Below are 23624 nucleotides of genomic sequence, written 5' to 3' on the forward strand. Positions count from 1 at the left end.
AAAACTAACATTTTCACTTAGTAATAAAAGCTATCATTTCGACATAGTAACCACAAATGAACGCCCCGGAGACGTTAGCCTCGAAAGGTCCTCAGAACCTTATCCGCTTCCTTCTTGGACACAATCCTTAGAATCAGCACCACCTGGTTCTGCATCCCATAGAAAATACGAAAGCTGTTTGATGGGGTGTTGACCCGAAGCCGGAACAGGGGATATTTCACCCCTTTAATCTTTTTCTTGATTTTGCCACGGGGGTATGGATTCTGCTCAAGGATCTTGGTTCTTCTTAAAATGATATCTCGCGTTTGTTCCGGTAGTTTCAACAGGTCTTTCCGTGCCCGTGAGATGAACTCAACACGGAACCTATCGGCCACGCCGTACTCCTTTTCCGAGAAGGGCAGCCCTGCTCCTTGTCTTTCCTTTTCTCAGCTCCTCTCGTGCTTTCTCGAACTCCTTCTCAAGTCCGTAATGCTTCGCCAGGATGAAATCCTCTATCTCGTCCTCGCTGATCTCCACGAGGAGATATCTAGGCTTTCCAAACTTGGTGATGATAACTGCATCATTCTTCTCAACCTCTTTGAGCAGTTGCGATGTGCCCAAACTCAATTCTCGAACTGTCGCGAACTTCATGTATGCCTCCTATGAACTGTAGGCTCAAGTGTTCATACAATAATACTACGCTGGGTCGAGTTTGTCAACCCGTCTTCGCCAGTCTACGCTCAGGTAGCTTCCCCACTTCGCCCTCCGTGGCTCCGTCGGGCACGGCCCTGGTGGTCCATCTGCGCCTTAGTGGCTCCGGTGGGCGGCTGCCTTGGCCTCCGAGACTGGTTGTTGGCATTGTGTGGTGGAGAGGCGTAGGGGGCTCCGGAGCGCAGGCATTTCAAACGCAAAAGACCCAGCTTCACGTGTGTCGACATAGTGAGCTGACGGCTGACAGCTTGTCAATTTCCCTTGACAACCCAATGCCTCCTAACTAGAATTCTAGCGTAGACGGGCCCGTAGCTCAGTCGGTTAGAGCAACTGACTCATAATCAGTCGGTCGTCCGTTCGAGTCGGACCGGGCCCACTACGAGGCGCACATCCATGTCAAGATTAGATGGAGTTTTTCCGTCAATAGATGCAGACCCGTATCTCACATGATTGCGGATCTCATCTGCAGCATTCTTGTGGAATTTGTGCACTTGCCAGCAGATTCCTAAAAGGGCCTAACAAAGGAGGCAGAAATGAGGAGCAAAATTGGAATGGTAGTTTTGGTCGTCTGGATTCTAGTCCTATCATCTGAGATTTCCGCTCAGGAGCGGTGGGTTTACAACTACCGTGGACCTGGTATCTGGTCTAACGGCGCCTACTCGGTTGTGATGGGGGCAGATGGTAATGTGTATGCGGCTGGATTCAGTTTCGGAACCGGACTCGATGATGATTTCACCGTTGTGAGCCTGACTTCCTGGGGAGGGGAGCGCTGGGTCTATCGTCATAACGGGCCTGGAAACGGCGATGACGGCGCCCGCTCGGTTGTGATGGGAGCAGACAGTAATCTCTATGCTGCGGGATATAGCAGGGGAATCGGAACTTATAGTGACTTCACTGTAGTGAGCATAACTTCCTGGGGAGGAGAGCGCTGGGTTTACAGGTACAACGGCCCTGCAAATGCCAGTGATATGGCTTACTCGATTCTGATGGGAACAGATGGAAACCTCTATGCGGCAGGAACGAGCGATGGAAGCGGGACGGACAAAGATTTTACATTAGTCAGCCTTGACACCGGAGGGGTAGAACGGTGGGTGTATCGATACGACGGCCCTGACGGTGACTATGATGTAGCTTACTCGATTGTGATGGGAACAGATGGCAACCTGTATGCTGCAGGTCTAAGCTCTGGAAGTGGAACCTCGTGGGATTTCACCGTTGTCAGCGTCACTCCGTCGGGCGGAGAGCGTTGGGTATACAGGAACAGCGGGCCCGGAGGCAACCAGGACAGGGCTTACTCGATTGTGGCCGGGGCTAATGGTGATCTTTATGCAGCAGGACATATCCAGACAAACGGTACTTTTTGGGATCTTAGCGTTATCAGCCTTGATTCTTTGGGGACTGAACGCTGGGTGTACCAGTACGACGGCCCTGGAAATGGCAGTGATGTGGCCTACTCGATTGTGGTGGGAACAGATGGAAACCTCTATGCAGCGGGAGGGAGTGCGGGAAGCGGGACCAACGCTGACTTCATTGTGGCGAGCCTTGATTCTTCTGGGACCGGGCGCTGGGTCTACCGATACAACGGGCCTGGAAACCGCGATGATGAGGCTAAGTCGATTGCTTTGGGCTCGGACGGTAACCTCTATGCCGCAGGATATAGTTATGGAAGCGGGACTGTTCGTGATTTCACGGTGGTGAGCCTGACTCCATCAGGAGACGAGCGCTGGGTACACAACTATGATGGTACCGCAAGCGAAAATGATGAGGCCAACTCGGTTGTAATGGGCACAGACGGCAATATCTATGCTGCAGGAAAGACCGACGGAATCATAGGTAATTGGGGTTTCACCGTCATCAGCCTCAATCCTGATGTGGGAGTTGTTGAGGCTGAGCTTAGACCGTCTCAATCCCCAAAGTTGAAACTATCAGTCTCTCCCGTCCCTGCTATGTCTGGGATGAAGATATACTATTCTCTTCCGAAACCCTATGAAGTCAGACTTTCTGTGTACGACGTCTCAGGAAAACTGGTCAAAGAGCTGGCCAACGCCAAGGAGGAAAGTGGTTCAAAGGTTCTGTTCTGGGAGGGTAAGAATGACACAGGCGAGAGGGTAGCCTCGGGGACATACTTCATCCAGCTCAAAGCAGGTAATTCCTACGCATCTGCAAAAATCATCGTGTTATAGAGCTCGACTACAAACACAGTTCAGTTGGTCGTCCGTTCGAGTCGGACCAGGCCCAACCTATATCTCAGATCTGAGAACTAAGATCTGAGATCGAAGAGACGAAATTACACAAGATTCCAAAACCCGAAAATCGAAGATCGAAGATCGAAAATCGAGAACGAAATAGGTTTGCGCAGTCTTCTGACGGCGTGAGGCATATTGCGTACAGGTGATTTGGGGGCTGAGAGCTGTGGTAGTGTGAACGGGGGGCGATTTAGCAATTTCGAAGGTGTTGGGAAGGGTTGGGAGGAATTTCGCAGTTTCGTGGGTGCAGGGTGGGCAGATGGGAATTTCGGCGGATGGGTGTGGAGTCGAGTGGAATTTGGAAGGCGCAGGGCGGGTAGGTGGGAATTTCGAAGGTGGGGGACGGGACGACGGGAATTTCGTGTTCTCAAGTCAGAGGTGACAGCCGTCTTGTGTCTGTGGAGAGGGATTTCTTGACTATCAGTCAGAGACGCGTTAGAATTCCACTGCAATTTGATCCCGAACAGCCATTTATTTATTGGAAGGAGTTAAGAGGATGTCCGAACTCTCTAAGCAAGTCAATGACCTTGTCAAGAGAATCTGCGAGAACAACAACTGGCGCCAGAACGAATGCATCAACCTCATCCCTTCTGAGACCACACCCAGTCTTCTGGTGAAGATGTGTGAGATCTCTGATCCCGCTGGCAGGTATGCTGAACACAGGACCATGAAAGGAAAGGAGATATATTTCTACCAGGGTGTCGACTTCATAACTGACGTGGAAGAAGAGGCCAGAAAAGAGATCTGTAATTACTTCGGCTGCAGCCGGGCCGAAATCAGAACGATCAGTGGACAGATGGCGAATGAGGTCGTGTTTAAAGGGGTGGTTAAGTTTGTGAATAGGGGCAGAGCAAAGGGGACTCCTTTGAGAAAGCTGCGAGCTGTGATGAACAATGCATTGACTGCCGGTGGACACCTCAGTTCACAGCCCATGGGCGCTCTCTTCAATTATGTGGAGGAAGATAAGGAAGCTGGCGGGGAAAAGGTCCATAACTTCCCGGTGCTAAAGCAGAATCCCTACAAAATTGATACGGACAGGCTGGGGGAGATGCTGGAAGACGTACGACCCGAGCTTGTCATCTTCGGCAAGAGCATGTTTCTATATCCGGAGCCAGTAGGTTTCGTTCATGACCTGATTAAGGATTGGGATGCGAAACCCGTGGTAATGTTCGACATGGCGCATGTCTTAGGCCTCTATGGAGTCTTTCAGGAGCCATTGAGTGAAGGGGCCGATATCATTACCGGAAGCACACACAAGACATTTTTCGGCCCACAACGCGGATTGGTGGTCAGCAATATGGACAAGAGTTCACCATATACGAAGCTCTGGATTGATATCAAGGGAAGAGCATTCCCCGGGTCAACGAGCAACCACCATCTGGGTACTCTTTTGGCTCTCTTGATGGCGGCCTATGAGATGAACCATTTCAGGAAGGACTACCAGGAGCAGGTGAGGAAGAACGCGAAGGCCTGGGCAAAGGCACTCCACGCAGACGGGATGAAGGTAGAAGGAGATGAGTCAGAGGGGTTTACTCAAACCCATCAAGTGCTCATCAGGGTCAAAGAGTATGGTCTGGGCACAGAAATCGCAAGACGACTGGAGGAAAGCAACATAGTCTGCAACTATCAAGCCCTTCCCGATGACGAGACTTTTCTTGAGCCGAGCGGAATCAGAACCGGTGTTCAGGAGATGACAAGATTTGGAATGAAGGAGAAGGCTTTTGAACCACTTGCCGCTCTGTTCGCTGACTGTGTCAGGGACAACAAAAATGTAAAAGGACAAGTCAAGAAACTAAGGGCAGACTTCCTTGAAATGAAATACTGCCTTCCAAAGGAAGAAGCAGTTCCACTGGCTGCAAAAGTCCTTGCCACCATGGTGCCCGGCTCTGAGTACGGGAAGTTCTTTGCAGATGCAATGAGCACGTTGTAAGCCGTACGCTGTAGGTTGAAGACAAAAACCTTTCTGGTGATGCACTTTGATCGCCTAGGCCTTTACACCGAGACTCACAAGGTCTAGCAGTGTTTTTGCGTTCTTCACAGCATACCCTTTCACGTCGTTATTGAAATAGATGTAGACGTCCTTTCCGTCCTTCAGCCATTTAAGTACGTTTTTTGTGTCTCTTCCAAGATGTTTCTTGGTGTAGTTGCCTTCATATAGACCAGAAGGGCCGTGTCTTCTCACGTACACGTAGTCCGCGGTAATGGGCTCGTGGATGTCTTGAGGCGCGTCTGCCAGACAGAGTGAAAAATTGTGTTTGAAGAGAATGTCGTACACCTCATCTGTGAACCATGACTCATTCCTGAACTCGAATGCCTGCCGTTTGCAAATGGTCTTTTCGGCCTGTCTGCAAAACTGATCAAACCTCTTGAGGTCAATCTTCATGCTCGGTGGAAGCTGCCAGAGAACGACAGAGCATTTCTCCTTCAAAAGCTTAAGTCTCTTGGCGAGAGTCTCCAGAGAGTCACCGAGATTGGCGAGCCTCTTGATGTGGGTTATGTATCTGCTCCCCTTTACCGCGAACCTGAATGCATCCGGAGTCTTTTCACACCAACCTGTGAAAACCTTCTCCTGAGGAAGTCTATAGAAGGTTACGTTCAATTCAACCGTTTGAAAGTGTTCAGAGTAGTATTCGAGCCATTTGCTCTTCGGAAGGCGAGGAGGGTAGAAGACACCATTTGACCAATGGTCATAGCTGTAGCCACTCGTGCCTATGAAAACCTCACTCACGTCCTCATTCTAACGACATGAATTCAAGGTGTCAACCAACTATCGCTTTGCGAGCCTACGGCGTACAGCAAGCTCAAGCTGACGTCTGACAGCTGACAGGTATCTTTGATTGTTGACACTCTACATATCATGTGTTACAAGACAGGATGAGGCATGGCGATGAGATACGGATTTCTTGGAATCATACTGGTCGCGGTCGTTGCTACGGGCTGCGGCAGGAAAGGCTATTTGTCAGGGGGCCAGGAACAGGTCTACCTGATTCTCGAAGACAGCACGAGAGCCACGGATGTATCATGGAACCCGGACGGCTCCAAGGTCGCCTACTCCACAGGGAACGAGATAAGGTACTTAACGCTCCCGTCCACGCAAGGCACAAAGGTTGCGGACACTCAGTCGGGCATTCTGACGACACCGAACTGGTCCCCCGTCGATCCGGCAAGAATAGCGTACGTCAAGATTGACTCTGTCGGTACGACCGCTACGATCATCGAATGCGATACCCTGGGACAAGGACTCGAGACCGTTTTCACCTACACCTCGGGTCAACTGGGTATAGGTTTCGTCAGTCCTGAGAGTCTGTGTCTAGATTTTGTCAGACCCAAGTATGGGACCAGGATCTATGTCAGCGCTGTAGGTAGTATTCCAGGGATATGGGCAATAGACACAATCTCGGGCACAATCTCATTTCTGCTGGAGGGCCGCTGGCCCGACGTGGAAGATTCAGAAACTTACCTTGCTTATGCGGCCAAGAATGGTGGAATAAGAATTCGTAACCTTGACTCACTCACCACGGACAGTATTTCTGCATCTGGACTCTATCCCAGTTGGTCTCCTGATGGAGAATACCTGGCTTACTCCCGCGATAATAGAGTTTATGTCTGGCCGCGAAGACAAGGTCAACTCCGGGGATTTCCTATGACCGAGAATATCTCAAATCTCTCCTGGCGAAACCCGCCTAACCAATACCACATTGCGGTCCGGTTCCCCTCCGATGGCACAGTCTGGATCCTGAGCACTCTGTCACCCGGATTTACAGGCAGAGCGTCAGCCAGACAGGTGCCTCTTGAATATACGAAGTAAGCCACACTTTTCTTTGATGTTTGGAAGAAGATATGAAAAAGAACAGAGATCTCCCGCGTCCATTCTATTTCCTGGTGGTTATCGCGATAGTCCTTCTTCTCCTCGGAATGGGGAAGAGGAGGAAGGCTCCCCCACAGCGTGAAGAACGGAAACCCACAGTAGAAAGAGTCATAGACGGTGACACGTTTGTCTTGACGACAGGCGAGAGGGTGCGGCTGATCGGAGTGGATGCTCCTGAGCTTCAAAGAGAAGACATGCCGGTGCAGTACTACGCCGAGGAGGCGCGCCGGTTCCTAAAAAGGATGGTTGAAGGAAAACAGGTCAGTCTCAAGTCTGACTGGCAGAGTAAGGATCAATATGAGAGGACCCTTGCCTATGTCTATCTCGAAGATACCATATTCGTCAATCTGGAGATCGTGAAGCAAGGATATGGATTCGTCTATACCAGATACCCCTTCGAATATATGGAGAGCTTCAGGAAATGTCAAAGGCAAGCCATGGCAGACTCCACAGGCCTGTGGGGAAGAAAGCTCTCACAAGATACGACCAGGACAATCGATCCCTCTGATGCCCATGGATATTACGGCGAAAAAGTCATTGTCGAGCGAAAGATCGTCAGAACTTACAATTCAGGCAAGGCCTGCTTCCTGAACTTCCACCAGGATTGGAAAAATCATCTGACTGCAGTCATCTTTGCCACAGATTTCGAAAACTTTCCGGACTCACCTGAAAAGCATTACCTGGGCAAACGAGTGAGAATCATAGGAAAGATAAAGAGATACAAAGGTGCGCCCGAGATTGTGCTGAACGACGCCACAGAGATTGAAATTCTCGAGTGACCATTACAACAATAGCTATCAGCGAATACATGAAACTACGAAATTCCCATCGCCCCGTCCCCCCGCCTTCGAAATTCCCGCCTACCCACCCTGCACCTTCGAAAATGGAAACGAAATAGGCCCAGCCCGCCTGTTGGCGGGATGAGGTATATTTCGTCGTGTTTAGTCTTTGTTAGAGGTCACAAGCGAAGCTCAGTGAGCTCGTTACAAAGAGTTAATCCTGAGGAGGCGGAAGCCGACGAAGGGCTTACTCGGATCGAAGATCACTGCCGAGCGATGGCGAAGGTTGAGTTTTAGAAAGTCTCGATCCCGAGCGTAGCCCCGAGTCTATCGAGGGGCGAAGTCTAGGGAAGTTAATCCTGCTTAGTCTCTCTTGCTGAGACGGAGTCGAAGCTTAGAGAGAATTAGTCCTGAGGCGGGGCCGAAGGGAGCCGCAGGCGAAGGGAGCGAAGCCGAGGGATCTGCTTTTCGCCGGGCCAACAACCCGACTTCTCATTGCACGTCGACAGGCTCCCTTCGGATAGCCTCAGGACAGGCGGGATAGACTCCCAGACCGCAGACTGGCAAAGTCCTCTCGGATTTCAATTTCGTAATTTCGTGTTTTGGGTGGGAAGGAATGGGCGGTAGAGGACTCGAACCTCCGACCTCCTGTATGTGAGACAGGCGCTCTAACCGACTGAGCTAACCGCCCAGATCGTGCAGGCAAGAACGAGCAAAGCGGATTCTACTCGACATCCAGACAGGTGTCAAGCCGAAAGCGGATTCCTCAAAGGCCCAAAATCGAACCACTAACCACAGATTACACAGATTTGTACAGATTCGAAACGCATCCTCATGGCTTGACCCGAGCCAGAACAAAATCTTGTGAAAATCCGTGCCAATCTGTGGTTACAGGGTTTGAGTCTGTGGGGCCTGTAAGCTCAAGGTGGGGGAGAGGCCTCTACATTGAAGATCGCAGATGTAAGATTGATGATTGCGGGTTGAGCAAGAGCTGGCAGAATGCTTCGCCCTGTCAATGGCAAGGCGAGTTTATGCCGCCTCTCCTGCTTGTCCCGAGAGAAGTCGAGGGGAGGGTACCCGAAGCGAGAGAATCGAGGCGCAACGAAATGTTTTGTTTTTGTACTTTGTAATGAGTACTCCGTACTTCGGGAGGAGTAGAGCGCTATCGTTGCGGTTCAATGATTATTTTTATGGAATCTTTTGCCTGCGCAACCAGCTGGAATCCGAGAGGAGCCTCCCCAAGGCCAAACCTGTGGGTAATCATGTCCACAACATTAACTCTTTTGGAGTGAATCAGTTCAATTGCTCTGGTAATGTCAATGGGGCTGCCAGCATAGGAATGGGTTATTGTCACTCCATCGCACCAGAGCTCCCAGATGGGGTAGGGGACAGTCACCCCAGGCTCAGTAGGAGCAAAGAGAAGGATCATACCGCCCCTGTCCACGCATTTGAAGGACTGCTCTATTGCTCTAGTGGCTGCCGTAGATACGATGACAAGGTCGGCACCGAGCCCATTGTTTACGTTTCTTACCCTTGCCGGGATGTCCTCTCTTGCATTGATTGCTGTGTCAGCACCAAACCTCTTCGCCGCATCCAACCTGTAGTCGACAATGTCGGTGGCAATGATTCTTCCTGCCCCGAGTGCTTTTGCCAGATTGATGTGCAGCAGACCTGAGATACCGCTGCCAGTTACGAGAACAGTCTGCCCCGGCTGAAGACCTGCAATTCTTTGCCCTCGAACAACACACGCCAGCGGTTCGATGAACGCGCCCTCTTCAAAAGACATGCTCTCTGGAAGGAGATAAGTACCCCGGTCAACGTTTATCTGGGGGACCCGGACATACTCTGAGAAACCTCCCGGGTCAAAGTTCGTGGATCTGAGTGTATCGCACACAGAAAAGTGACCATTCAAACAGTATTTGCACGTGTTACATGGCACATGGTGAGACACAAACACCCTGTCACCTTTTTTGAAGCGTTTCACTCCACTGCCCACTTCAGTAATCACTCCCGCAATCTCGTGGCCCAGTACGCGAGGAGCCTTCTTTGCCCGATACCACTCCATGACGTCGCTTCCACAGATGCCGCTGGCTTCTATCCTTACAAGAAGCTCACCGTTTCCTATTTTGGGAACCGGCACGTCCTCGATTCGAACATCCCGGTTGTTGTAGTACATTGCTACTCGCATTTTGAATCTACTTCCTGCGGGTCACGCTGAACTCTTCAGATCCATGAACATCTCGTATGCGCTCTCTACAGACGCGCTCTTATGCACAACCTCACGCACGGCCTGAATCATTGCAGTCGGATGTTCGGACTGGAAGATGTTTCTGCCCATGTCTACACCCACGGCGCCGTCCTTTATCGCATTGTACGCAAGTTGCAGTGCATCTTTTTCCGGAATCTTCTTACCCCCGGCCATGACAAGAGGAACTGGACAAGACTTCGCCATTTCTTCAAAGCCTTCGACATAATATGTCTTCACGAGGTGGGCGCCCAGTTCTGCAGCTATCCGGCAGCATAGGCCCAGATAGCGGGCATCTCTAGTCATTTCCTTCCCGACTGCCGTGACGGCAAGCACTGGGATGCCGTGTTTCTCGCCTTCATCTACGAGTTTCGTCAGGTTCAAAAGGGTCTGCTTCTCGTGCTCGGTTCCAACAAAAATAGAAAGCGCGACACCCGACACGTTAAGCCGAACCGCATCCTCCATAGCTACGGCCAAACCTTCATCAGAAAGTGTTCCCAGGATGCTTGTTCCACCTGAAACTCTGAGCACTATCGGTATGTCGGCCTTGGGTGTGACAGAGGTGCGTAGAACACCTCTTGTCAGCATTAGACTGTCAGCATAGGGGAGAAGGGGCTCAATCGTTTTTGATGGCTGTTCAAGGCCAGTAGTCGGTCCAAGAAAATATCCATGGTCCACTGCAAGCATGACAGTCCGGCCAGTGTCTGCCTTTATGATTCTCGAGATACGATTCTGCAATCCCCAGTCCATAAGCGGAACCTCCTCTTTTGGGTTGCGACTCCACTCGTTTCCAGCGGCGGATTCCATTCTAGGTTCGCAGGTAATACCTGTCAACCCCTAACTGGTGGCTGTACAGAGAGAGCGGAGCACCGCCTGCTTTCTGGGTCTCCGGCCCAACAACAACTTTGTCCTTGACTCTCGTGCCGAAGTTCTGCTAATATCGGGCTTCGCAACGGGCTGAGGCCCAACCTGAGGCTTCAAGTCCGTCGGCTATATTTATATGGTAAAGAAAAGAAGACATAGGCTTACCAGGCACGATCTCAAGACGGACAGGTTTGTGGAATCGACCATGGAGCTGGTTAGCACAGCCCGGCACCACGCTCCCACGCTCATCTTTTCTGTAATCGCCTTCATAGTACTCCTACTGGTAGTTACATATGTCGTAAACGGAAGGAAAAAAGCGAGAATCCAGGCTGACCGGTATCTTTCCTCAGCCACCGCCTCATTCATGAACGGTGACTTCGAAACCGCGCGAGACGGGCTTGAGGATATTAGCAGGAGATTCTGGGGTACCCGCGCAGCCCGTGAGGCTCTCTTCTACCTGGGGAACACATACTACGCGCTCAACGACTATGACAAGGCTGAGAGTAACTTCGAGCGGTTTCTGAGGGCAAGAGGTGGGTGGCCCCTTCTGAAAGCGTCTGCCGCCATGGGAATCGCAAACTGTCACGAACAGAAGCAACAGTTCCTGGTGGCAGCTGAGGGGTACGAGAGAGTCGCGGACAACTACGGAGATTCCCCTATTGCACCTGAAGCACTCATTTCGGCTGCTCGTTGCTACGAAATTATGGGCCAAGCAATGGCCGCCAGGCCCCTGTACGAAAGACTAAGACACAACTATCCCGAGTCCGAGCTGGCCGCTGTGGCTGACTTTCATCTCAAAATTATCTCTGGTATCGAGCAGGTCTCAAGGTAGGATCAGATTCTTTGGGCCAGTGGGAACTGTCCGAATAGATATGGAAAACTACAAGTACACTGCCATAGATATTGGCGAAGTCGATAGGGTTGAGGTGGATGAGGCCCGGCCTCTCGCCTGGCTCTCTTACCTCTCAATCCTCTTTCTCATCCCTCTGCTTGCAATGAGGGGCAACCGTTTCGCCCTGTTCCATGCGCGCCAAGGGATGATTCTCTTTGCCTACAAGGTTGGTCTGGGTAAGGTAAGTCTTATCCTTGCAGCAGCGGGGATCGGTATCATCACTCTGTTTGTAGGAGAGGCAATCCTCTTGGTCCTTTCTATCATAGGAATCGTGAAATCGGCCCAGGGTCAATTCTGGAGGTGTCCGCTCTGGGTTCATGAGCTTGCGCAAAAGGTGCCGATAGGTTGAGGTAGGAGTGATGTTGGTGAGGGTGGCGTATTTTGATTCGTTTGGGTAACGTCTGATAAGATATATTATGTTTACTTGGCAAAATAACACAACCACCGCCCTTAGCTACAACGAACCAACTATAGACAATATTGGTGATTACCAATAGACAATAAGTTGCTTGACTCTCCTCGACCACGGGGCTCCCTTGTCTGGGAGCCCCCTACGGTTTCATATGATAATATCAAATAGGGCCCGCCCTAGGCCACAATGCTCACAATTTTCCCTGGGACGACCACCACCCTCTTCGGGCGGCGACCGGAAAGGAGCTTTTTCACGTTCTCAGCGGCAAGTGCAGCCTCCTTCACCTCATCCGTTGAAGCCCCCGAAGGAACTTCTATTCTGGCTCTCACCTTCCCATTCACCTGCACAGGAATGGTCACGGTCTCCTCTTTCAGAACTGCTGCATCAACCTTTGGCCATAGGGTTTTGAAGACCGAATCCCTGGCGCCTGCCGCCTGCTCCCAGAGCTCCTCGCAGATGTGCGGAGCGAATGGACTGAGAAGCTTGATCACGCCCCTTGCAGCAATTGCATAGACTGGAGACGACCTGGGCTCAAAAGGCTGCATCTCGTTCATCAGCTCCATAATGGCAGCTATGGCTGTGTTGTGCCCATAATCGTGGATATCCTGCGTGACCCTCTCTATGCACCAGTTGTACTTGCGAAGAAGGCTTAGCTCATCTGGCCTAAGACATTCCACCGCAAGCTCTTGGGATGCCTTGAAGTCTGCCTGCCAGACAAGCCTCCATACCCTCTTAAGGAGTCTGTGAGCTCCTCGCGTACCGCGTTCAGACCAGGCGGACTCTTTGCCTGGGGGACCTATGAAGAGCATTGCTATCCTTCCTGTGTCCGCCCCCCACTTTTCCACAAATGGCCCGGCTGGAAGGGCGTTCCCCTTGGACTTAGACATGACATTTCCCTCGTCATCCGTCACCATACCGTGGTTGAACATGCGTATACAGGGCTCGTCAAAGGGAACAAGGCCCGCGTCGTGGAACACTTTTGTAATGAACCGAAAGTATATCAGGTGGCCGCAGGCATGCTCTATGCCCCCGATGTACTCATCTATGGGCAGCCACGACGCAGCCTCTTCCTGACCGAAGGGCCTCGTGTCGTTGTTGGGATCTGAGTACCTGAGGTGGTACCAGGAAGAGCATACAAACGTATCCATGGTATCTGGGTCCCGCTGAGCCTCTCCCCCACACTTCGGGCATGTAGTGTTCATGAAAGACGGCACGGAAGCGAGAGGAGATTTCCCTTTTGGGGTGAAATCTACGCCCTTCTTTGGGAGAAGAACAGGCAGGTCGGTCTCTGGTACCGGAACCACTCCACACGCCGCGCAGTGGATCATCGGAATTGGTGCTCCCCAGTATCTTTGCCTTGATATGAGCCAGTCCCTCAGCCTGTAGTTCGTTTTTCTTCTCCCTATACCCTTTTCTATGCAGTATTCTATGATGCTATCAATCGCCTCTTCAGAGTTGCGGCCATTGAAGACGTCAGAGTCCACCATGGTTCCCGGTTCTATGTAGGCCTCGTTCATGGTCTCAGGTTCCAACTTGTGATCAGGAGGACTTATCACGACCTTGATAGGGATTCCATACTTTCTGGCAAACTCGAAGTCGCGCTGGTCATGGGCAGGAACACCCATGACCATTCCAGTTCCATAGGATGCAAGAACATAATCCGCGACCCACAGTTGCACTTCTTCGCCGGAAAATGGATTGATGCAATTGGTGCCAGTGTAGACTCCATCCTTCTCTCTGACTGTAGAGGTTCTTTCTACTTCCGAGATTTTCATTGAATGGTCTACATAGTTCCTGACCTGGTCTTCTCTCCCACCGCGTTTGGCGAGTGCCATCGATAGTGGATTCTCGGGAGCGACTGCCATGAAAGTCACACCAAAGACGGTGTCAGGCCTTGTGGTAAAGACGCTGATGTTTCTTTCCATACCCTGGAGAGGAAAGTCTATTTCACATCCTTCACTTTTTCCGATCCAGTTTCTCTGTAGAGCTTTGACGGGTTCTGGCCACTCCTTCAGCCTGTCAATTCCCTCCAGAAGCCTTTCAGCGTAGTCTGTGATTCTAAGAAACCACTGCTCAAGATCGGCTTTTGTTACCTGCGTTTTGCATCTCTCACATATGCCGTCAACGACCTGTTCATTTGCAAGGACAGTGCGGCAACCCGGACACCAGTTGACATATGCTTTCTTCCTGTAGGCCAGGTTTCGCTTGTGGAGTAAGAGGAAGACCCACTGTGTCCACTTGTAGTAGTCAGGCATGCAGGTGGTAATCTCCCTGCCCCAGTCGTAGGATATCCCCATGAGTTTAATCGTATTCCTGGAGACCTCTATGTTGTCCATCGTCCATGTTTCGGGATCGATACCGCGTTTTATTGCAGCATTCTCTGCAGGCAGGCCGAATGCGTCCCACCCCATCGGATGGAGAACATCATACCCGTTCATCATTCTGTAGCGTGCGATTACATCACCAATGAGGTAGTTCCTGAACTGGCCCATGTGGAGGTCCCCGGATGGATACGGATACATCTCCAGGACGTAGTACTTCTTTCGGGCAATCTCGGGCACGCTGTAGATCTCTTTGTCGCTCCATATCTTTTGCCATTTCTTTTCTATTCTTCTAAAGTCATAATCTCTCATCCAAACTCCTCTTCCATCAATTGAATTCGATGCGTCTTTTGGTTTCTGAATTTCCTAATTTTCAGTTTCATCCCTTTCCTTCACAGCTCATTACCACCATCTATAAGAACGCCTCCGTCTTGCGGAGGCGCGAACTGGGAGAGTGAAGTGGTCATGCACCTCCGCCTTTAGATTCCTGCACCAACTCTGCTCCGCACTTCTCGCAGTACCAAGAGTCTAGCATGTTAGTAAAACCGCAGTTTGGACACTTCAACTCCTTTTCCTCTTTGGATTCGGATACCAACTTAGACCCAATCTCTTCTGACTCCGAGTCAAACAGGCTTACCTTTTGATCAGAAGCAAGCTCTTCCGTCTCCGGTTCCTTCATCTCTGCCTCTAGCTCGCCTGCTATGTCATTAAGGGGAGTCTGTGTGTGCGGTACTTCAGTTTCAGGTTTGGAGACCTGAGAAATGGCGGGCTCAGGAGCAATCGTAACTCCAGCCTCCACGTCAGGCGCAGCTCCTTCAGCCTCGACGTCAGGCGCAGCCCCTTCAGCCGTCACCCCGGCCGACTCTTCCCTGGGGCCGAGTGCTCCGTCTATCCTGGAGAGAATATCAGAAAGAAACCGGGAACTCTCCTCCAGCGTGGCTTTCTCCTTCCCCATTGTCTTGATAACGCTCATTTTCTCCTTGGAGAGTCTGTCATGGTCTTCCTGTGAATACTCCCCAAGTTCGTAGCGGAACTTGATCTCCTCTAGCTCATCCTGGAGAGCAGCGCTCTTGTCTTTCACCTTCGCTTCGCTGCGCCTTGTACGCTCAAACTCGCTCCTCAGGGCGTCTGACCTTTTCGCAAGTTTGTTGATAATCTTGTTCATTTTTGCTTCGTAGTCCGTTTTCACCTTCGTGTATATTTCCGGCTTCACAGCAGTCTTCTTCTGTTCCGCGAGCTCTATCCTGGAAGTGAGTTCATCCAGTTCCTCTCGAAGAGAAAGGACTTCCTCGATATCTAACCCCTGTTTCTTAGTATCAGCCTTGGTCATGCTGGTTGATGTCCTCCATGCACATCTCATAGATCAGGGATTCAAGCTCGAAGGTCTTCGCTGAATGTGAAGACTTCAGCCGCGCTTCTGTGAGTTGTATTAGTCTTATTCTTTTCCGCAGTACGGTTTCAGTGAACATGGCAGATTGCCTTAGATACCCGCCTAGATAATAAGGCATAAGATTGAATCTTCGACACATCTCCGCCTGACTCGCGTTCCTCTTCTTGAGACACTTCAGGCTAAGGAGAATTAACATGTGCCTCAGTATGAGGGCAAGTATGTGGGATGGCCGCTGTCCCCACGCAAGCAGATTGTTGACTAGAGCAATGCTCTGGTGGCAATCCAGTCTTCCGATAGCATCGGTGAGGTCAAAGATTGAGTTTGCTCTAGACTTTCCTGCCACTGCTGCAACATCTCCGGCCGTTATCTTTGTCTTCTCTCCTGCACATATTGTCAGTTTATCTATCTCATTTGCCAGATAGGATTGGTCGCTGCCGATCGAGTTATATAGCATTCTTGCACCTTCACTGTCAATTGACCACCCCAGCGAGGAAACACGCTCTCTTATCCAAACCACTGCATCCCTCTCATTTAGGTTGCTCAAACGTACTGGAGTAGTCCTCAACGTCAACTTCCTATAGAAACCTTTATTTGTCTTCACCTTCGGAGCAGTAACTATGAGGAGAGTGGTTGGTGCAGGGTGCTCTAGATAGTCGAGTAATATTCCCCTCATTTTTTCAGAGAGCTTATGAACACCGCTCAGCACAACAACCCTTTTGGCTGAGGCCATCGGCGGCGTCTCCACAGCATTCAGAATTCCTTCTGGCGTGATTTCGTCTCCGTGAAGAATGCTTCTGTCGAAAGAGACAAACTCTGGAGTCACAATCGCTGAAGTAATTGTCTGGACAAGCTCATCTATGAGGAACTGGTTATCCCCATAGAAAAAGTAGGCCGGATCAAACCTCCTCTTTTTAATCCTCCCTCTCAGCACTGTGTAAGTCACTGGCATCAATAATGCTACACTGACTCAGCCATTAAGTCAAGCAAAAAGCACCTCATTACAAGCAAATCACAATCACCAAGCACCAAATTACAGATAAATCACACTCCAGATGTAAGATGTAAGACATTGGCATCCCCATGGAACGGAGGCTCGTGAAATGAGACTGGTATGCAGGTTTGAAACGTTGTTCGTGTCTGGCACCTGTTTGGAGATTCGAATTTGGTGCTTGGGATTTATTTGGACATTGTGATTTGGAGATTGGGTTTCATTTGGTGCTTGGGATTTGCCTCTAGTTTGAGATTTGCAATTTGAGTCTGCTATCGATTCCGCCTACCTGTTACGTTTCTAGATATTCCCTCACCTTATCCGCGGTGCCCACTGCACTAAAGGCTTTGAAGAATAGCAAGGCTTCTGCATATGTTCTGGCTTCGAGCGCGTGTTTTGTCTCTTCAGAAAGGTCATCCATTCTGGTCTTGAATTCTTTTATTGCATACTTGCTGTACTTGCCAATGATTTCATTGTTTCTCGTTATGCCTTTTTGGGCCGCTTCATCTCTGTATTTGCCCAAAGTCCAATTGTGTATGTCTCCCAGCAATTCTGGCTCAAATACTGAAAACACCTCCCATGCCAGATTTTGCCATAGCGTGCCAACGTTTCCTTTTATGATTAAGCCCTTGGGGAATTGGGTGTTTATCAATCTAAGCGGTGTGCCTGTAATACCATGTTGTGCAATTCTTACCTTAAAAGGTTCAATCGCCTTGGCTACTTCTACAGTTCGTTCTATGTTTATTGAAACTTGCTCAATCAGGTTACCATGCTGGTCGTAGATATTTCCATGAGTCGACCCGTTGGCGATTGCCAATACCTGGGGGAAGACCTTCCTCTTCTGTAGCTGGTCAATAAATGTGGTCGCCTCCTCGACCGTTGTGAGAACTAATCCACCCTTATCCTTCTTCCCAATCTCCCCAACTTCAACTTCTAATCCGAACTCTCTTCCACCCATCTTCTCCTTGATGAAGTGTGCAAGTTCTGCTGTGACATCGATATTCTTCTGAAGTTGGCCTAATACTGTCGTGTCGCTCAAGTCAAAAAGAAAGGAAGCATCTATTGCAAAGGAGGTATACCCTGCGGAAATGTGGGCCTTCAGCAACTCCTTTATTCTCTTTACTTCATCTTCGGTTCCCTTCTTGACTGTTGTGTGGTCTGCGTGGAGAGCCCATTGACCAAAACCGACATCGTCGGCGATAGCGCGGACTGTCTTTGAGAACTCATGGGGAGTCAGGCCAGTATATCCGCCGTCCAAATCGCTCTCTGACATTGCGAGCTCGAAAATAACTGCTGCCCTCAGGTCCCTGGCAGCACTAAATATCCCTCTGGCAACACCAGGAAGGATTCTGGTGTTTACGGCCATTATGACGCCTTCTTCATTGTACAGTGCTTCGAACATTTTGTTTCCGGGGATCGGGTCAAATCTGCCCCACCCTTTCATGATATCACCGCCACTGTTTCTTGTCATCACAGTGCCCCCTCCAATTTCTTGATTAGATCCTTGTTTCCGACATATGTTGCAGTTCTTTGATCTATGTGCTCTGGTTCAATTTCTAGTATTGAATGCTTGCCATCAGTGGAAGCCCCTCCTGCCTGTCTCACTATGAATGCCATGGGGTTGCTTTCAAATAGTAATCTCAGCTTCCCATTTGGATTCGTCGTGAGTGCGGGATAGGCAAAGATCCCACCATAGTGAAGGACCTGATTGAAGTCTCCAACGAACGACCCGCCGTATCTTAGCTTGTAGCCTTGTTTTTCTAGTTCTTCAACATACTTCCTGAATGCTGGCAGCCAGTCTTTTCGCAGTCCTCCAATACCATACAATTTTCCTGGCTCAGGAAGTCTTATGTTCTCTTTTCTCAAAATGAACCCCTTCGTTGTCAGCAGAAATTCGTGGACACCGTTCTGTGCCGCATAGACCAAGGTTGTCACTGGACCATACAAAATGTACATAGCAGCTACCTGATTCTTTCCTTCTGTTGGCAGATCTTCCTTGTATATCCCCACAATTGTCCCGACTGAGTTGTTGCTCTCGATATTTGATGAACCATCTAATGGATCCAACGTGATGTTGAACATTCCTTTGTCGTTGAGTCTTACCAGATCAGGCTGTTCCTCTGATGCTACAGTTCTAACCATGCCCCATTTTCTGAATTCATCAATCAAGAACTCGTCTGCCCATTTGTCCATGACTAATTGAACCTCACCAAACACGTTTTTCGTTTTGGCCTTACCTCTTCTGAATTGAAATTGGCTATTTATCGTATTCACCAGGCGGCTTATTCTGAGTATGAGAGAGGCTACATCGCTGTTGATTCCTTTCAGATGTTCCTCTAGAGTCTTCTCCATCGTTCCCTCCCGATGTTGGCAGGTTGGATGTGTGTCTTTTAGTGCAGCTCCATGCTCGTCAGCCTCATCTCCCAGACCTGTCCTCTTACTTCAACTCTGGTCATCACCCTTCCCACGTTTTCCACGTACCAGTCAGTCGCCTTCATAACGAGGCTGTCATTTGGGATTCTTCTGTCCTCACAGTCGACCCGCAGCGCGTTCGCGAAGTTACCATAAGGCGTTTCCACGTTCTCCATTCCGCTGACATGAGCAGTTCTCAGCACGCCCCTTACCTGACGTACAGCCCACTCTCTGCCATCCCGAAGTGGGTAGTTGAGAACCGTATCTGCGCTAGGGTCAGCTAGATTGTTGTATATGAGGAGTAGGTTGGACTTCCACTGGAGATTTATCGAATCCTTGAAAGTCCTTTTTTTCTCGAGCCAGAACCTTTTCTGCGAGACTTTCCAGGCTGACTCTCCGGTAGGTCCAACCACCTTATCTTCGATCTCCCAGGCTATCGTATCTCCTTGGGACGGGACTACTCCTCCTACCCAGACCCAACGATTGCCTTCTGCCAGCGGAAAGTAATCTTCATTCGAGCCGGTTCCGATCTTACATCCAGAAAATGGAACAGCGAAAGATACGGCAATTAGCAGAATCACTTTCATGTTCACATGGCCTGTTTCTTTCTTATTTCTTCCCTTCGATAATCAGGCAGAAGAACCGGCGCCTTTCTGGATGGGTCTATTCCCGCTTCTTTCAGCTCCCGGTGGTAGTTTTTGACATGCTCGAGCGTAAGTCGGCCCGGAGTGACCGACTTCGCCTTCTCTCCAGCATTTCTTCCTGCTCTTCTTCCAAACACTACGACGTCTAGTAGCGAGTTACCCATCAGCCGGTTTCTCCCATGAATTCCACCACTCGCTTCCCCAGCCACATAGAGGTTCTCGATTTCCGTCTCGCATCTGTCGTTTATCACGAGTCCACCGTTCTGATAGTGCTGGGTGGGATAGATGAGTATCGGTTCTTTGGACATGTCCAGGTTGAATCTCTCATACTGCCTGTACATCGCAGGAAGGTTCTTCTTTATGGCCCCTTCTCCTTTGAGCGTCTCTATGAGCGGGGAGTCGAGCCATATCCCTTTCATGCCGCTCGGGGTCACCACTCCTTTTTCCCTTTTTGTGCACTCTCTTATGAGGGCCGCAGCCTCTACATCTCTTGTCTCCAGTTCATAGACGAATCTGTTCCCTTCTACATTGACCAGTTGCGCCCCGAGACTCCTCACCTTCTCAGTGACCAGCTGACCGAGGATCTGTTCAGGGAATGCTGCTCCTGTAGGGTGGTATTGTATGGTGTCCAGAAAGATAATTTTACATCCTGCTCTGTAGGCTATGACTGGCCCGTCACCTGTGGCCCCGTAGTGATTGGTGGTTGGAAACCCCTGGACGTGGAGTCTCCCACTTCCGCCAGTGGCAATGATTGTAGTCTTGGCCCTTACATTCACATATTCTTTCGTTTCCAGGTTGTAAAGAATCGCACCGGTGCATTTCTTTCCGTCGATCAAGAGTTCCACCATGGGCGAGAATTCGATTACGTCTATCGGTCGATTGTTCACTTCGTCCCTGAGGGTTTTCATTATCTCGCCGCCAGTGTAGTCCCTTGCCGAGTGCATCCTCTTTCTCGACGTGCCTCCTCCGTGAATGGTGATCATCGTTCCGTCCGGTTCCTTGTCATACATCACGCCCAATTGTTCAAGCCATGATAAAATCTCGGGCGCATCAATAACCAGAGCTCTGACCAATTCAGGGATGTTGAAAAGCCTTCCGCCGCCGATAACGTCAAGGTAGTGTTGGACCGGGGAATCATTGGGCTTGTCCGCCCCCTGTATTCCACCCTGGGCCATGTTGGTATTCGCATCCCCCAGTCTTAGCTTGCTTACCAGCAGAACTCGGGCACCAGCCTCCTGTGCTAGTATGGAAGCGGACGCACCTGCCCCTCCCCCACCTATTACCAGAACATCGGTCTCGTAGTCTATTTGGGAGAGGTCATACTTCTCCGGGTCAATAAGGCTATAAGCCTCAAACAGGTCGGCAAATTCATGCGGTGTCTTTTCTCCTTTGCTTGGTCCAACCTGGAGGGCTCTCATGGAGCCTTTCTTGAAGTCGGGGTGGAACTCCTCCAGAAGTTTCTGTCTCTCTTCCGCAGAGAGAAGTGGTATTTCCTGTTTCGTCCTCTCCGGGCGGGTGGCTTCAAGCTTCTTGATAGATTCCTTCATAGATTCAGTGTACACCTTGACCCCCTATCGAGGTTCCATATCTCTGTCTTTGTAAAGCTGCTTGAGCTTGTCCTGGTCTGCAGACATGAGTTCTCCGAGCTCGTCATCGAACTTGCTCGCTCCCACGGCAGCAACCATCTCTTGCAGGTGCTTTGCCTTCTTGGCAACGTACTTGCCGTAAAGCCTTCTGCACAGGACGGCAATATTGTACTGTACAATTTCAGCGGGACATCTTACGGCACATAACCCGCACATGATACAGTCGAAAGAAAGGTCTGCAACCCTTGCGATATCTCCCCTCAGCGCAGCCTGAACATAATCCATTACCTGAATATCCTGAGGACAAATCTTTGTACAGGTATTACATGCGACACATCTGGCTAGCTCTGGATATTCCTTGAGTACCTGTTCGCCAGTAGGCTTCATCTTCTCTATGTCGTAGACCGCCTTGTTGGCAGGGAAGAACGGTATCTGAGTAAGATACATCCCATCCTCCACCATCGCCTGACAGGCAAGACCGACCTTTATCTTGTAATCGTCTGTAGTTCTGTACACCGTTCCGCATGCACCACAGAATCCACCTCTGCAACCGCATCCTCTCACCAGCATGTAGCCAGCGTATTCCATTGCCTTCATGATGGTCAAGCTCTTGGGCACACTGTATTTCTTGCCCATTATGTAGATGTCAATATTCTCTTCGGCCATACTTCACCTCCCCTCAACGCGGCTCCAGCTCATCTTCCCGAAAGGTAGCAAGAGGAAGCTCCTCGTCAAATGCTCTTCCCGGAACATATTCGAAAACCTTCTGGACTTCATTGCCCACCGTCTTGAAAACCTTGAGGAGTTCAACACCATTGGGGCACGCCTCCTCGCAAGATCCGCATCCAACACAAGATGAGGACATATGATTCAGCCGGCCAAGGTGAAAAAGTAGTGTGTCAGAAGGCATTCTGAGAGCACCCTTCTTCTGTGCCCTGCTCAGATACTTCCCAGGCTCAGCCTCGAAGGTGGCGGAGTCAAAAAAGCACTCTTTGCAATAGCATATGGGACAGGCTCTCATACAGTTATGGCAGTTGACGCAGTTAGCCAGAAGACTGAGAAGGTTATCCAGTCCAGCCACGTTTTCTGCCACATCCTGAAACATCTTCTTTTTCGCTTCTTCCCTCTTTTCAGTTACCTCAACAACGGTCTTTTCGTGGGCCTCGAAGGATGAAACAGATTCCAGTCCAAGTTCACCAAGTATCTTCTCGCCCTTTTCGGTGTTCGCTTCCAGGACCAGCTCGCCAGACAGATCAGAGCCCATGAAGCAGATGATCACATCAGAACTGCTCACTGTAGGATGCTCACACACAAGACATGCTGACCTCATCTCTTCATCAAAGTCGCCAGATCTCACCTTGTCATAAGCCTGCTTCGACTCAACACCTTGTCGCCTCTCGTCAGTGTAGGTCTTTGCCGGAAGGGCCCCATAGCAGTCGCTGGTGAAGATGATTGTCCCGTTCAGGTTTATCTGCTTGAGCTTGGTGAGCTCTACCGAGGCTCTCCACTCACATGGTCTAAGTACGGCAGCTATTGGGACTGGTTCTGTCTCAGCGTCTTCACCCTCTGGCAGGGGCCGGGCCAATCTGGTCACATCAGAAAGGAGACTCGCGGCATTCAACGGCATTACCGGAGCGAGGATATCAATAGATTCGGTCTCAGAGGGAGCAGAAACGAGAGCGTACAACACGGAGGTTCCATTCGCTGAAACCTTTGGCGCAAGTATTGACTTAACCATGCCTTTTTCCAGCAGGGACTTTAGAAGACGGTTGATAGCTCCTGACACGTTCTCATTTTCGATTTTCAGCTTGAAGAACTTTCCCATAGCATTTTCTCCTTGCTATACTGACCATTGTGTAGCCAGGGGGTTTCGACCCGAGGTTTTTATCTCATCTACAAGTTCCTGCACCGTCTCCGCGAACTTCCTTCCTTCACTCGCGCTAATCCACCTCACCCAGAACCTCTCATCACCGAGCCCCAGTGTCTTAAGCACGGTCTTCATGATGGTTGCCCTTCTTCTGGCTTTGTAGTTCCCGGATACATAATGACAGTCACCCGGGTGGCAACCGCCCAGGAGGACAGCATCTGCTCCTTCCAAGAAAGCTTTCAATATATAGCTGGAATCAACCGAACCACTGCACATCACTCTTATTGGCCTTATGTTTGTGGGATATTGAATGCGGGACGTGCCTGCCAGGTCTGCAGCGTTAGAAGTGCACCAGTTGCAGAGAAATCCCACTATCTTGGGTTCATAGTCAGCCATATAATCCTCCGGTTTTCTATCTCA

At 50.2% G+C, this 23624-nt stretch carries 21 protein-coding genes and 2 tRNA genes; 7 read left to right on the forward strand and 16 right to left on the reverse strand.

From position 1 onward, the window contains the following. Positions 1 to 74: 74 nt before the first annotated feature. Both E3J62_01660 and E3J62_01665 read right to left on the reverse strand, forming a co-directional pair. Entirely contained in the window at positions 75 to 401 is a 327-nt protein-coding gene (locus tag E3J62_01660) for a hypothetical protein (GenBank protein TET47318.1), read from the reverse strand. Then, the gene (locus tag E3J62_01665) at positions 364 to 630 is read right to left on the reverse strand and encodes a hypothetical protein (GenBank protein ID TET47319.1); all 267 of its coding nucleotides are present in this window, start codon (positions 628 to 630) and stop codon (positions 364 to 366) included. The genes E3J62_01660 and E3J62_01665 overlap by 38 nt, the downstream gene beginning before the upstream one ends. A gap of 362 nt (positions 631 to 992) precedes the next feature. On the opposite strand from E3J62_01665, the gene E3J62_01670 reads away from it, so the two are divergent. The 3 genes from E3J62_01670 to E3J62_01680 all read left to right on the forward strand — a co-directional run bounded on the left by E3J62_01670 (position 993) and on the right by E3J62_01680 (position 4866). Further along, a tRNA-Met gene (locus E3J62_01670) sits at positions 993 to 1069 on the forward strand. 154 nt (positions 1070 to 1223) lie between these two features. Then, a complete protein-coding gene (locus tag E3J62_01675; GenBank protein TET47320.1) occupies positions 1224 to 2873 on the forward strand; it encodes a T9SS type A sorting domain-containing protein in 1650 nt (549 codons plus the stop codon). 559 nt (positions 2874 to 3432) lie between these two features. Next, a complete protein-coding gene (locus E3J62_01680; GenBank protein ID TET47321.1) occupies positions 3433 to 4866 on the forward strand; it encodes a hypothetical protein in 1434 nt (477 codons plus the stop codon). Between the two features lie 54 nt (positions 4867 to 4920). Here the strand turns inward: E3J62_01680 and E3J62_01685 are convergent, their stop codons facing one another. Beyond that, positions 4921 to 5664, reverse strand: a complete 744-nt coding sequence (locus tag E3J62_01685; GenBank protein TET47322.1) for a DUF72 domain-containing protein — start codon at positions 5662 to 5664, stop codon at positions 4921 to 4923. Between the two features lie 153 nt (positions 5665 to 5817). Between E3J62_01685 and E3J62_01690 the strand changes: the two genes are divergently transcribed. Then, a complete protein-coding gene (locus E3J62_01690; GenBank protein TET47323.1) occupies positions 5818 to 6744 on the forward strand; it encodes a hypothetical protein in 927 nt (308 codons plus the stop codon). Positions 6745 to 6776: 32 nt separating this feature from the next. After that, positions 6777 to 7583, forward strand: coding sequence for a hypothetical protein (locus E3J62_01695; protein ID TET47324.1), 807 nt, complete (start codon positions 6777 to 6779; stop codon positions 7581 to 7583). A 617-nt stretch (positions 7584 to 8200) separates the two neighbouring features. On the opposite strand, the gene E3J62_01700 is transcribed toward E3J62_01695, so the two are convergent. The 3 genes from E3J62_01700 to lsrF all read right to left on the reverse strand — a co-directional run bounded on the left by E3J62_01700 (position 8201) and on the right by lsrF (position 10578). Further along, positions 8201 to 8274: transfer RNA gene (locus E3J62_01700), tRNA-Val, on the reverse strand. 471 nt (positions 8275 to 8745) lie between these two features. Continuing rightward, entirely contained in the window at positions 8746 to 9771 is a 1026-nt protein-coding gene (locus tag E3J62_01705) for an alcohol dehydrogenase (protein TET47325.1), read from the reverse strand. A gap of 21 nt (positions 9772 to 9792) precedes the next feature. After that, positions 9793 to 10578 (reverse strand): 3-hydroxy-5-phosphonooxypentane-2,4-dione thiolase, encoded by a 786-nt coding sequence (gene lsrF / locus E3J62_01710; GenBank protein TET47326.1) that lies wholly within the window; start codon positions 10576 to 10578, stop codon positions 9793 to 9795. Between the two features lie 250 nt (positions 10579 to 10828). Between lsrF and E3J62_01715 the strand changes: the two genes are divergently transcribed. After that, positions 10829 to 11524, forward strand: a complete 696-nt coding sequence (locus tag E3J62_01715) for a tetratricopeptide repeat protein (protein TET47327.1) — start codon at positions 10829 to 10831, stop codon at positions 11522 to 11524. A gap of 40 nt (positions 11525 to 11564) precedes the next feature. Next, complete coding sequence (locus E3J62_01720) at positions 11565 to 11933, forward strand: hypothetical protein (GenBank protein ID TET47328.1); 369 nt, start codon at positions 11565 to 11567, stop codon at positions 11931 to 11933. A gap of 239 nt (positions 11934 to 12172) precedes the next feature. Here the strand turns inward: E3J62_01720 and E3J62_01725 are convergent, their stop codons facing one another. The 10 genes from E3J62_01725 to E3J62_01770 all read right to left on the reverse strand — a co-directional run bounded on the left by E3J62_01725 (position 12173) and on the right by E3J62_01770 (position 23600). Then, the gene (locus E3J62_01725; GenBank protein TET47329.1) at positions 12173 to 14629 is read right to left on the reverse strand and encodes a leucine--tRNA ligase; all 2457 of its coding nucleotides are present in this window, start codon (positions 14627 to 14629) and stop codon (positions 12173 to 12175) included. Positions 14630 to 14780: 151 nt separating this feature from the next. After that, entirely contained in the window at positions 14781 to 15647 is an 867-nt protein-coding gene (locus E3J62_01730) for a hypothetical protein (GenBank protein ID TET47330.1), read from the reverse strand. Further along, complete coding sequence (gene holA, locus E3J62_01735) at positions 15634 to 16656, reverse strand: DNA polymerase III subunit delta (protein TET47331.1); 1023 nt, start codon at positions 16654 to 16656, stop codon at positions 15634 to 15636. Before holA ends, E3J62_01730 begins: the two co-directional genes overlap by 14 nt. Before the next feature lie 331 nt (positions 16657 to 16987). Then, positions 16988 to 18139: a class II fructose-bisphosphate aldolase gene (locus E3J62_01740; GenBank protein TET47360.1), complete on the reverse strand. Its 1152-nt coding sequence runs from the start codon at positions 18137 to 18139 to the stop codon at positions 16988 to 16990. A 26-nt stretch (positions 18140 to 18165) separates the two neighbouring features. Beyond that, positions 18166 to 19047 (reverse strand): fructose-1,6-bisphosphatase, encoded by an 882-nt coding sequence (locus E3J62_01745; protein ID TET47332.1) that lies wholly within the window; start codon positions 19045 to 19047, stop codon positions 18166 to 18168. A 38-nt stretch (positions 19048 to 19085) separates the two neighbouring features. Then, positions 19086 to 19694: a hypothetical protein gene (locus E3J62_01750; protein TET47333.1), complete on the reverse strand. Its 609-nt coding sequence runs from the start codon at positions 19692 to 19694 to the stop codon at positions 19086 to 19088. Positions 19695 to 19696: 2 nt separating this feature from the next. Beyond that, positions 19697 to 21313 (reverse strand): FAD-binding protein, encoded by a 1617-nt coding sequence (locus E3J62_01755; protein TET47334.1) that lies wholly within the window; start codon positions 21311 to 21313, stop codon positions 19697 to 19699. A 9-nt stretch (positions 21314 to 21322) separates the two neighbouring features. Next, on the reverse strand, positions 21323 to 22003 hold the full coding sequence (locus E3J62_01760; GenBank protein TET47335.1) for a 4Fe-4S dicluster domain-containing protein: 681 nt from the start codon (positions 22001 to 22003) through the stop codon (positions 21323 to 21325). 13 nt (positions 22004 to 22016) lie between these two features. After that, positions 22017 to 23162, reverse strand: a complete 1146-nt coding sequence (locus E3J62_01765; protein ID TET47336.1) for a hypothetical protein — start codon at positions 23160 to 23162, stop codon at positions 22017 to 22019. 15 nt (positions 23163 to 23177) lie between these two features. Beyond that, positions 23178 to 23600 carry a hydrogenase iron-sulfur subunit gene (locus E3J62_01770; GenBank protein ID TET47337.1) on the reverse strand — a complete coding sequence of 141 codons (423 nt, stop codon included), beginning with the start codon at positions 23598 to 23600 and terminating at the stop codon, positions 23178 to 23180. Between the last annotated feature and the right edge of the window lie 24 nt (positions 23601 to 23624).

This window comes from candidate division TA06 bacterium (assembly GCA_004376575.1).
GTDB lineage: Bacteria > Hydrothermota > DG-26 > E44-bin18 > E44-bin18 > E44-bin18.

Bases quoted from the DNA above. Each gene is read 5' to 3' on its own strand.
- E3J62_01745 (TET47332.1), bottom strand. From the start codon at position 19,047: ATGGAGAAGACTCTAGAGGAACATCTGAAAGGAATCAACAGCGATGTA.
- E3J62_01725 (TET47329.1), bottom strand. From the start codon at position 14,629: ATGAGAGATTATGACTTTAGAAGAATAGAAAAGAAATGGCAAAAGATA.
- E3J62_01765 (TET47336.1), bottom strand. From the start codon at position 23,162: ATGGGAAAGTTCTTCAAGCTGAAAATCGAAAATGAGAACGTGTCAGGA.
- E3J62_01665 (TET47319.1), bottom strand. From the start codon at position 630: ATGAAGTTCGCGACAGTTCGAGAATTGAGTTTGGGCACATCGCAACTG.
- E3J62_01695 (TET47324.1), top strand. From the start codon at position 6,777: ATGAAAAAGAACAGAGATCTCCCGCGTCCATTCTATTTCCTGGTGGTT.
- E3J62_01705 (TET47325.1), bottom strand. From the start codon at position 9,771: ATGCGAGTAGCAATGTACTACAACAACCGGGATGTTCGAATCGAGGAC.
- E3J62_01720 (TET47328.1), top strand. From the start codon at position 11,565: ATGGAAAACTACAAGTACACTGCCATAGATATTGGCGAAGTCGATAGG.
- E3J62_01730 (TET47330.1), bottom strand. From the start codon at position 15,647: ATGACCAAGGCTGATACTAAGAAACAGGGGTTAGATATCGAGGAAGTC.
- E3J62_01750 (TET47333.1), bottom strand. From the start codon at position 19,694: ATGAAAGTGATTCTGCTAATTGCCGTATCTTTCGCTGTTCCATTTTCT.
- E3J62_01675 (TET47320.1), top strand. From the start codon at position 1,224: ATGAGGAGCAAAATTGGAATGGTAGTTTTGGTCGTCTGGATTCTAGTC.
- E3J62_01690 (TET47323.1), top strand. From the start codon at position 5,818: ATGGCGATGAGATACGGATTTCTTGGAATCATACTGGTCGCGGTCGTT.
- lsrF (TET47326.1), bottom strand. From the start codon at position 10,578: ATGGACTGGGGATTGCAGAATCGTATCTCGAGAATCATAAAGGCAGAC.
- E3J62_01770 (TET47337.1), bottom strand. From the start codon at position 23,600: ATGGCTGACTATGAACCCAAGATAGTGGGATTTCTCTGCAACTGGTGC.
- E3J62_01740 (TET47360.1), bottom strand. From the start codon at position 18,139: ATGAAAGGGTGGGGCAGATTTGACCCGATCCCCGGAAACAAAATGTTC.
- E3J62_01680 (TET47321.1), top strand. From the start codon at position 3,433: ATGTCCGAACTCTCTAAGCAAGTCAATGACCTTGTCAAGAGAATCTGC.
- E3J62_01715 (TET47327.1), top strand. From the start codon at position 10,829: ATGGTAAAGAAAAGAAGACATAGGCTTACCAGGCACGATCTCAAGACG.
- E3J62_01760 (TET47335.1), bottom strand. From the start codon at position 22,003: ATGGCCGAAGAGAATATTGACATCTACATAATGGGCAAGAAATACAGT.
- holA (TET47331.1), bottom strand. From the start codon at position 16,656: ATGCCAGTGACTTACACAGTGCTGAGAGGGAGGATTAAAAAGAGGAGG.